Annotated in this window: 4 pseudogenes; all 4 read left to right on the plus strand. The window is 62.3% G+C overall.

Annotated elements, in window-relative coordinates:
- Positions 1–346 (plus strand): annotated as a pseudogene (locus C666_RS20065) (transposase); the annotation flags it as partial.
- 61 nt (positions 347–407) lie between these two features.
- Positions 408–713, plus strand: a pseudogene (locus C666_RS18785) (transposase); the annotation flags it as partial.
- Between the two features lie 181 nt (positions 714–894).
- Positions 895–3,134 (plus strand): annotated as a pseudogene (locus C666_RS21265) (IS3 family transposase).
- Positions 3,135–3,137: 3 nt separating this feature from the next.
- Positions 3,138–3,280: pseudogene (locus C666_RS21030) on the plus strand (IS110 family transposase); the annotation flags it as partial.

The following is a 3,280-nucleotide window of genomic DNA, read 5'->3' on the forward strand; positions in this document are numbered from 1 at the left end:
CAAGGCAGCTACCGTGCGCCGACGCGCGGGCGAATGCCTGGAAGAGTTGCCCGGCTGGGCCAATACGGTCATCGATGATCTGCTCAGCGAGATCGGCCGACTCGATGAACGGATTGCACAATATGACCAACATATCCGACACATTGCCCGCCAGGACAGTCGCGCTCAACGCCTGACCCGCCTGAACGGTGTGGGGGAAACCACCGCTACCTGCCTGGTCGCCATGATCGGCAACGGTCATGACTTCGACTGCGGTCGGCAGTTCGCCGCCTGGCTCGGCCTGGTGCCCGGCCAGTACAGCTCGGGCGGCAAGGCCCGACTGGGCCGCATCACCAAGGCTGGCGATTGGGCTTGCCCCGTCCCTCCGGACAGATCAGCTGGCATGATCATGCCTGGAGAGCGAAGCGATGGCACGAAACAGAAGACATTTCACGGACGAGTTCAAGCGGGAGGCGGTGCGGCTGGCAGAACAGCCCGATAGCAACGTATCGCGCGTGGCGCAGGACCTGGGCCTGGATCCCAGTGTTCTGCGGCGTTGGGTCGGGCAGATGCGCAGCGGCACCTGGGAGCCGACGGCTGGCAAGCCGCTCAAGAGCGCCCAGCAACAGGAGATCGAGCAACTGCGCCGGGAGTTGGCGAAGGTCAAGACCGAGCGGGACATACTAAAAAACGGCCATCGTGGCGTTGCCCCGTCCCTTTGTACAGAAACACCTGGCTGCCTACACTGACCGTGCCGGACCGTGGCCGTCAGCTTTTTGGAGGCTTTCGTCCCCGTCAAAAAACGTGGCCCCTGGGGATCATGCGGACCCAGTTGTGGTGGCGCCTTGTGCGACCCCGTTTAGGAAAGTGATTGAACCGCTCCCCTGTCCGGCACTTTTCCTACAGGAGGTTTCCATGTCCAAGAAGGGGAAAGCGATCGGGCTACCGATCGTCAACACGCGGGCCGCCGGCATCGACATAGGCTCACGAATTCAAGTCGCGGCGGTCCCGCCGGAGCTGAGCGACGATCCCGTGCAGACATTCCAGAGCTTCACCGCCGACATCGAGCGCATGGCCGACTGGCTGATCTCAGTGGGTGTCACGACAGTGGCCATGGAGTCCACCGGTGTGTACTGGATTCCGGTCTACGAGATTTTGGAGGAGCGTGGCCTCGCTGTCGTGCTCGCCAATGCACGCGACTGCAAGACCGTGCCAGGGCGCAAGAGCGATGTCAACGACGCCCAGTGGTTGCAACGGCTGCATGCCTGTGGTTTGTTGCGGGCCAGCTTCCGCCCCTCACGTGACATCGCTGCGCTGCGTGCCTACATGCGGATTCGAGATCGGCATCTGGAGTACGCCGCAGCGCACATGCAGCACATGCAGAAGGCGCTGACGCTCATGAATCTGCAGCTGCACCACGTGCTCAGCGACATCAGTGGCGTGACTGGTCTGAGGATCATTCGCGCGATCGTTGCAGGCGAGCAGGATCCCGATGTACTTTCTGCCATGCGCGACGTGCGCTGCCGAGAGAGCCTTGAAACCATCCGTTCAGCGCTGGTCGGCAACTACCAGCCCGAACACATCTTTGCGCTGTCTCAGGCACTGCTGCTGTTCGACGCATATCAGGAGCGCATCGCCGACTGCGATCGCCAGCTGGAACGGGCTCTGCAGTTGCTCAATGTGGACAAGGCAATGCCAGAGACGCCACTGGCCAAGCCGAGGACCAAGACCAAGCAGGTGAACGCGCCGAAGTTCGATGTGCGGGCCATGCTGTATCAGCTCACCGGCATCGACCTGACCTTGATCCATGGCATCGGCTCCAGCGTGGCCCTGTCGCTGATCGCGGAGTGTGGGACCGACTTGAGCCGCTGGCCGACAGAGAAGCACTTCACTTCATGGCTCTGCCTGTCGCCAGGCTGCAAGATCAGTGGGGGCAAGGTGCTGTCATCACATACACGCAAGAGCAATAGTCGGGTGGCCTGCCAGTTGCGGCTGGTGGCGTCGACCGTCGGCCGCACAGAGACGGCGCTCGGCGCGTTTTACAGGCGGCTGGCGGCGCGCATTGGCAAAGCCAAGGCGGTGACGGCCACAGCGCGCAAGATCGCTATCCTGTTCTATCGGGCGATGCGGTTTGGCATGCGATACGAGGACCCGGGCGCCGATCAGTACGAGCAGCGCTATCGCGAGCGTGTCGTGAAGCAACTGCAGCGTCGAGCTGCCCACTTCGGCTTCTCATTGCAGCCCGCCGAGATGGGTGTTTCTTAGGAAGCGGTCGGATACTTTGCCAAGGACCAGACATGAAGTATCCGTTCATCGCCCGACACCGGGCGGTCTGGTCGATCAGCGAGCTATGCCGAACCTTAGGCGTGTCACGCAGCGGTTTTTACGAGTGGCATGGCCGCTCGCCCAGCGCTCGGGCGCTGGCCAATGAGCGATTGACCGGCTGCATTCGAGAGAGCTTCCAGGCCAGCGATCGGACATACGGTAGCCCTCGGGTATGGCGGGATCTGCGCGCCTGGGGCGAGCACTGCGGCAGGCATCGTGTGGCGCGTCTGATGCGTCGCGCAAACCTCGTGGCACGAACCAGGCGCCGTCGTCACCCGTCGGACACGGGGCCAAGATCGGCTCATGCCATCGCCGCCAACGTGCTGGATCGAGACTTTACAGCCCGCGCGCCCAACCAGAAATGGGTGGCCGACTTCACCTACGTCTGGACTGCAGAGGGCTGGCTCTACGTCGCCGCCGTCATGGACTTGTATTCACGGCGTATCGTCGGTTGGTCCATGCAGGCCAGCATGACCTCGCAACTAGTGACCGACGCCCTGATGATGGCGTTGCATCGTCGCGGCCGGCCGCGCGAAGTCCTGCACCACTCCGACCAGGGCAGCCAATACACCAGCGAGCAGTTCCAGATGCTGCTGGTCGATGCCGGCATCGTGTGCAGTATGAGTAAGCGCGGGGACTGCTGGGATAATGCCGCCATGGAGAGCTTCTTCTCCACGCTGAAAACCGAACGGCTGAGCCGACGGATTTACCGGTCCCGCGATGAGTGCAGGGCCGAGGTGTTCGACTACATCGAGCGGTTCTACAACACACGGCGCCAGCACTCAACGCTGGGATACGTCAGCCCCATGCAGTTCGAGGCGGCTTGTTAGGTTAAACAACCTGTCCGGCGGAATGGGGAAAGCCCAGATTCCTACTTGCGCAGTTTGCTGGTCATGGGGGCGCGTGCCGTGTTGGCGGCAGCGAAGAACAAGACCGACACATTGAGTCGCTGGGCGATGGCTTTGCAGCAACGGCG

It is taken from the genome of Thauera linaloolentis 47Lol = DSM 12138 (assembly GCF_000310205.1).
GTDB lineage: Bacteria > Pseudomonadota > Gammaproteobacteria > Burkholderiales > Rhodocyclaceae > Thauera > Thauera linaloolentis.